At 58.5% G+C, this 7,001-nt stretch carries 5 protein-coding genes; 2 read left to right on the top strand and 3 right to left on the bottom strand.

Translation table 11 applies throughout. The annotated features are described in order from the left end of the window. Positions 1-111 precede the first annotated feature (111 nt). The 3 genes from GOX53_RS28360 to GOX53_RS28350 all read right to left on the bottom strand — a co-directional run bounded on the left by GOX53_RS28360 (position 112) and on the right by GOX53_RS28350 (position 2,104). Entirely contained in the window at positions 112-948 is an 837-nt protein-coding gene (locus GOX53_RS28360) for a hypothetical protein (RefSeq protein WP_171182235.1), read from the bottom strand. Between the two features lie 329 nt (positions 949-1,277). After that, entirely contained in the window at positions 1,278-1,571 is a 294-nt protein-coding gene (locus GOX53_RS28355; protein WP_171182234.1) for a hypothetical protein, read from the bottom strand. Between the two features lie 98 nt (positions 1,572-1,669). After that, positions 1,670-2,104 carry a hypothetical protein gene (locus tag GOX53_RS28350; RefSeq protein WP_217351981.1) on the bottom strand — a complete coding sequence of 145 codons (435 nt, stop codon included), beginning with the start codon at positions 2,102-2,104 and terminating at the stop codon, positions 1,670-1,672. Positions 2,105-2,464: 360 nt separating this feature from the next. Here GOX53_RS28350 and GOX53_RS28345 point away from each other — a divergent pair, with 360 nt between their 5' ends. Further along, a complete protein-coding gene (locus GOX53_RS28345; RefSeq protein ID WP_171182232.1) occupies positions 2,465-6,169 on the top strand; it encodes an AAA family ATPase in 3,705 nt (1,234 codons plus the stop codon). Between the two features lie 27 nt (positions 6,170-6,196). Continuing rightward, positions 6,197-7,001 (top strand): Fic family protein (locus tag GOX53_RS28340; RefSeq protein ID WP_371810453.1); only part of this gene is annotated, 805 nt, incomplete at its 3' end.

The following is a 7,001-nucleotide window of genomic DNA, read 5'->3' as shown; positions in this document are numbered from 1 at the left end:
CACACTGACAACCATTTGGGAATCCCCCGATTCAAGTTTTCGGCGGGATGCTTTAGTTCTTTGGGTTTGTTGCCCAGATGATCCATAGCTTGTGTTCCGAAATGAGCTGGCTCACTTTTGGACGAGCTTCATCGTACCCTTCGGGAAGAACAAGGTGTACTTCTCGGACCGGCCGGTCGACTTTTCAAGACCTTTTGCCGTGGATATCTCGGTGCCGCCTTTGACGACCTTGAAGTCCACACCGACGCTTCCCTTCGCGTTCACCGAATTGACGGCTTTTTTGCCCGAGGTTTCCGTGACCTCGATCTTGGTGAACTCTTCCGTTGCCGAGATTGCCAGAGGTTTCCTCTGCCTCAGGTTTCGGTAGATCAGGTTATTGGACAGGATATTCTTGGATTTTCGCCTCACCTTCAGCTTCAGGTGAAGATTTCCGTCCGGCTCGACCATTATGCCTTTAAACCGCACCATTCCCTTGGACATTCTGGCAAGCAGTTTGGCCTTCTTGGGGGCTGAATCGACCACGATCTCGGCAACGGCGTCGTTCATTGGCTGGTTCGCGAAATCCCGTGCCGTGATCAGTATGTCGACTTCGATCAAACCCGAGGCACGGCCTTTCTTTTCGTATTCCTTTTCGTCACGAACAACCTCGGCTTTTCTCTTTTTCGTGGTCCGGAGGAGCGTTTTCAGCGCGGTGTAAACCTGCTTGGCACTCTTCACCTCTTTCTTTTTCAGAAGCACGTTCCCGGTCTTGAGCACTTCATCGAGCTTCTTCCGGATCGCTTCATATCTCGGGTACACCATGTTGCTGTGAAGCGAGATGGCCAGGTGACTTTGGAACGCGTGGAACTCTTTCTTGAGGGATTCAACGAGATCGATGTACTTGGATGAAAACAGCACACCATTGATGAACGACTGTGCCTGGGCGGCGTATTGTTTTTCGACAGACATGTGTAAGTCCTTTCACTAATTAATAATTTTGGCTTCAAAGTTTCAAGTGAACTTCGAACCGGACTATCCTCAATCCGCGAGGTCGACGGATTTGGTCATTCGGGAGACTGAAAATGTGACAACGTTGCCGGTGGAGAGTTTGATAGTTTCGATCGTCTTGAAACCGCAGGATCGGTAGAACAGTTCTCCGACCGGCGTCGCGATCAGTTCCAATCGGTCATGGTCGGATCAAAGTGTGGTGCATGGTTCAATCGTCCTTTTCAGAATATGAGTCGCATTGCGGAGCTTGCGGCCCGCGCTGCTCAACCATTACGCCCCGGCCGCCGCGGTTATTCCCGATCACGGATGACTTTTTTGGAATTTTTTGCCGGCGCATCGCTCTCGGGCACCTCAAGTCCAGCGCGCGAGAAGCTGTCACGTACCAGCGTGTCATAGTCGGATTTGGCCGAAGCCTTTTCGGGTGCGCGCGTCGGTTTCAGCGAGTCGGTTTGAAATCCCGATCTCTCAAAGCTACCGACGATCAGGTCATGGTAGCTGTCACCAGTGCAGGCTGCCGACGGCTCGGCGACTGCACCAGAGGAGAGCCCGGCTGTTGCGACGGATGCAAGCAATATGCGTTTCATTTCAATTTCCTTTCTGGAATTCCGGATCTTGGAGTCTCAATTGATTTTGCCGGCGCGGTCGGCGCTTTGAGCAATGCCCGTGGCGTGGCGGGCATCGCTCAAAGCGACTTGGCGAGCGCCTGAACCACGCTGATCAGCTTTTTTGTTTGTGAATCGACCAGATCACCGGCCAGCAACGGTGCCTCTTTCAGTGCCGCTTTCTCGTCCAGCCTGGTGGCCATCAGCTTGGCCGGACTGCCGCCTGTCGTCGCGATTTTGGGGCCGGGATATTTCGACACCAGAATCTCCAGCTTCAGCGCAAGCGTCCTTTTCTTGGCGTCGTAAGCGATGTCGGTGAAAGTCATGCTGACGCCCAATCCCTTGTCCTTGGGTTTGATCGACTTCACATATTGCAGCGACGACACACGTTTTAACGCTTTTTCCATCACTTTGGCCGCGGCTTCGGACACCGGTCGCTTGACCGACTTGTCCCAGCATTTCGTAACGTTGATCTTGTCGAGGGTGATTTGGGTCTTGACCTTCACATCAGCCATTCTTCGGTTCCTTTCGGTTTTTCGGGTTATTTACTCGGCGCGGCAAATTGATGCGCCCTTAGGTCCGGGCGACCGGACATGCCATTGAAATCCCCCGGAAGAGCGCACGACTTCGATCGTGACTCTTCCGGGTAGGGGCTATCGAAATGGTATTGGTTGAAATCATCGTCGGTTCCTAATCGAGAAATTGCGCTGACAGCCCTAAAAAATTCCGGGCGAAACAGCAGTCCTTTGGGGAAAATAGGCCCCTCAGATGCCGCCACGATGCCGCAGATCGTGTTATCTGGGCGTTACAAGACGACACCCGAATGGTGGCGGTTGCAGGGGATCGGTGTTAATTTTGCGTTACAAATGCAGCCAATGGACAAAGAAGGCTCGGGTCTCGACCCGAGCGACCAGTGCCTGTTACCGCGTCCGGTGCGGGTGCGGCTACTCGGCGGGCTCGATGTCCGCACCCATGGCGAGCCGGTAACGTTTCCGACCCGACACGCGGCATTGTTATTTGCCTATCTCGCGATGCAGCCCGGCGTTTCTCAAACTCGCACCCACCTCGCCGGACTATTCTGGAGTGAGCGTGGAGAGGATCAGGCACGCGGCTCGCTGCGCCAGACAATCTTCCGCATCCGGCGGGTTTTTGCGGGGATCGAGCCTGAGGTGATCTCGGCCGACGGGCAGTCGGTGGCGGTTAACCCCCGCGCGATCCGCAGTGATCTCGGTGATCTGGACAGTGCCATCTGCGATGCCGCCCCGGGCGTGTTTCTGGCGGGGTGGGACGGAGTGTCGCCCGATATCGATGCCTGGATCCGGGCAGAACGTGACCGGATCGGCGACACCGTCCGGGCGATCCTACAGGCGCGGGCTGAGCGGGCCGAAGCGCAGGGTGACAACGCGGCGCTGATCGAAGCGTCCAGACAGATGACCGTGGCCGATCCCTATGATGAGCAAGCCGCGCGATGGTTGATGACCGGTTTTGCCTTATCCGGAAATGCAGCCGCAGCCGATGATATCTTTCGGAAGCTGACCACGCGCTTGCGTGACGACCTGCAGATCGAACCGGACTCCGAAACCGCCCGACTTGCCGCCGAAATTGCAGAGCGCGCCGGACGATTTGCACCGCGGTATGCGGCCGTAGTCGATCCTGTCCCCGTGCTGGATGCCGGGGCGGTGCGTGAATGTCGGTTGGTTACGGTGGTGTCGGCATGGGCTCTGCCCAGCGATGCGGCAGACGCCGATACCCCTGAAAAAGTGTATGCGATCCGGCAGAGGTGTGAAGCGGCGTTCGCAAAGATCGTTGCACGGTTCGGTGGCACGACCGACCGTGCGCCAGGCCTTGTGAGCTTCAGCTATTTCGGTTGGCCCGTCGTTGCCGAGGATGCCGCGTCGCTGGCAGTGCAGGCTGCCCTCGAGATACAGCGGATCGCGCCCTGCCGGATCGGAGTCAGTTCCGGCAAGATGCTGGTTGAATCCGATCTCGACCCGGTCGGCGCCCCACCGGACCAGGCGATGGCGCTGATGTTGACCGCTGGTTCTGGCGAGGTTCTGATCTCGGCCGCAACCCAGGAGTTGACCGCTGGAAAATTCCTGCTTCGCGACACCCCCAATGGCACCCGGGTGGTCGGCTCAGCTCGACTGACCAACCGTTTTGCCGCTCGAAACGTCACGGCACCTGCAGAGATGATCGGGCGCCAGCGCGAGTTCGATCTGGTGATGGATCGCCTTGAGCGTGCCGCCGAGGGCGATGGCCAACTGGTTGTGCTGACCGGAGAGCCGGGTATCGGCAAGACCCGCTTTCATGAAGAGATTGCCCGCGCGGCGTTGGAATACGACGCGCGCCGGATTCTGCTGCAATGCGAACAGCGGGGGCAAGGCACGCCGTTCAAACCGGTGCTGGACCACATCGCAATTGCTGCCGGTCTCTCGCGGGCCGGAGATGCAAAAGCTCAGGCTGATCGCCTAAATGCCCATCTGGAGGAGGCCGGGGTGACCGACCCTGAGCATGTCGCCGTAATCGCGCATCTGCTGCGCATCAGTAGCGAACCGGGTGGCCCCGATGCCAATGATATGGTTCCCGCGGATCGGCGGGCCGGCGTAATCGCATCGCTTCTGTCTTACTTTCTTGGCGCGCACGGTGGCTGGCTGACCTTTGTCGTGCTGGACGATGCGCATTGGGCCGACCCCAGCACGCTGGAACTGATCGAGCATCTTTGCAGTAGTCTTGGTGAAGCCAAGCTGTTCATCTTGCTGATCGGACGGCCAGAGCTTGACGTCTCGACGCTGCCCAGCCGTTTTCGGACCGACCTGTCACTACAGGGACTGTCGCGCACTGATGCGCTACTTCTGATCCGGGCGCATCTGGCGGGCGCGTCCGAACCAGAGGCGCAGGTCGCTGAGAAGATCATCGACCTGGCCGATGGCGTGCCGCTATTTCTCGAGGAACTGACGCGCAGCTATTGCAACAGGGATGCGACACTTGGCGACCCACATGAAGTCACTCCGCAGCCCCTGACGCTTAAGGCGGCGCTGGAGGCGCGGATACAACGTCTGGGGCCACATCGGCACGTCGCCCAACGAGCGGCGTGTATAGGGCGGCAATTCGACCGCGCCTCGCTGCTGGCAGCCTGCGGCGGTGACTTTCCCGATGTCGATCAGGCGCTGGCGGCGATGTTGCAGGAACGGGTTATCTTTCGCTATCTGGGCAATGTTGGAGAAGAGTATTTTTTCTGCCATGCTCTGGTCGCCGATGCCGCGCAGGACAACCTAACAGGGGATGATCGCAGGGAAACCCATCGCCGACTGTTTGATCATTTCCGGCACGGTGGCACGGCGCCAATCGAAACCATAGCCCGCCACGCCGTGGCGGCGGACCTGCATCGCGAGGCGCTGACCCTGTACAAGGACGCCGGGTCAAAGGCGCTGGCCGAATTCGCCCACCGCGAAGCGCGCGCATTGTTCAACGAAGCATTGGCGCAACTGCCTCATCTGCGCTTTACCGAGGAAAGCGAGGATGACCGGCTGGATATTATGGGCAAGCTCAGCCTGTGCGCGGCGCATGATCTGGGATATGGCCATCCAGAGACGACCGGCCTGCTCGGCGAAGCGCAGAGGCTTGCGGTCGCTCGCCCGTCGTCGCGCTATGCCATCCCGATCCTCTGGCAGACCTACTCGATGCATTACACGCAAGCCGACGGAAACCGGGCGCGGGAGGTGGGCGAACAGATCCTCAAGTTGCGCGCATGGAACGACGCCTATGGCCCGCAAGAGGCGCTGGGTCAGCGCTTTATCGCTGCGGGCAACCTGATCCTCGGGCGTTTTTGCGAGGCCGACGCCGCCTTTTGTATCGCCACTGAGGCTCTGAATCGCCCGGCCGCACCGAGCAGCGTCGATGCGATGGGGGTCGACCAGATGATCCCGATAGGAATGTTGCACGCCCGGGTGCGGACCATACTCGGGTACGAGGACGACGCCCGGTCGATGATTGACGAGACTCTTGCAATGGCTGATCGCAAGGGGCTGATCCAGGCCAGGATCACCGCCCATGTTCTGGCCGCGCAGACCATGCTGATCTTGGGAGATTTCGAAGCGACCCAGAGGCTGGCTGCAATCAGTCTGCAGCTTTCGAGCGATCGCCACAGCTCTATGTGGGCAGCTTACTCGAACGGATTGGTGGGTATTGCCGATCTGCATCTGAACGCCGACCCAGAGGCATCGGACCGGTTCTACACAGGCCGCAGGATGCTGTGCCGGTCCAAGACGGTTGTCTCGACCACGATTCTTGACGCCATGTTTGCCGCCGCATTGGTGCAAAATGACGAGGTCGCGGCTGCTCAGCCCTATTTCCGCGCGGCAAGCGACGCGATCGCGCGCGGTGCTGAGCCGTGGTGTCAGGCCGAGGTGATCCGGCTGGATCTTGCGGCCAATCCGGTCACGTTGCGGCACGATACCGATGTCGCCGCAGATCTGCTGTCACGAGCAGAGGCGCTGGCTACCGATCAAAAGGCCGCCCTGTGGGCCGGCAGGCTTGCACGATTGCGCCAAGTAACAGGAAGGCAACGGGATACTACATGAGCCGATGGGCTTTGTGGTTGCGAAGGTGTGGACCGGACTGCTGCAAAGTTTTGGGTGGGCCAAACCACTTCGCAGCAGTCCGGTCCACACTTCGACTATGACCGTGCACGCATAGAGCCATATCTGGCTGCTTCGGCGAAGACGATCGGTGAGATTGCGGGGCTTGTCGATGGTATGCCGGATCCTGACCGTGAGAAATTTCACCTCACGCAGCTAGCCCAGGAAGCGATGTCATCCTTTGGCATAGAAGGCGTGCCATTGGATGCGGCGGATATCGAGGCGTCCATTATTGCGTCTCTCAAACATCGCGATCGTGGGGTCATTGCGCGAAGGTCCGATGCTGTCGCGGAATTGATGACCGCTGCACGCTCTACCCCAGGACCTCTGACCGCAGAGGTTCTCTTTGAATGGCACCGCCTGTTGTTTTTTGGGATTGAGATCGAAGACCTGGGTCGGGGGCGCAGTTTTGAACTGGAGATCGTGCGTTCTGCCACCGCAGGCTCCAAGGACGTTCTACACAAGGCTCCTCCGCCGGAATGCCTCAATCAAGAAATGAGTGTCTTCTTGTTATGGCTCGAACAGGAGCACGGGATCTCGGCACCGATCAAAGCAGCCGTGGCGCACCTTTGGTTTGAATCCATTCATCCATTTTTTTACGGTAACGGCCGCATCGGCCGGGCGTTGATCGAGTATGTCTTTGCCCATGCCAATGCTCTGCCGTTCTCATTTTCACGCCAGGTGGAGCGGGATAAGAAAGCCTACTACGCAGCTTTGCAAGCCGGGCGAAAGGAGGGCAGGGGGGTAATCGATGCAACCGCGTTTATTGTCTGGT

The organism is Ruegeria sp. HKCCD8929 (assembly GCF_013031405.1).
Taxonomy (GTDB): Bacteria; Pseudomonadota; Alphaproteobacteria; order Rhodobacterales; family Rhodobacteraceae; genus Ruegeria.
Note: the sequence above shows the minus strand (reverse complement) of the source record. Positions and strands in the feature narration are given on the sequence as shown.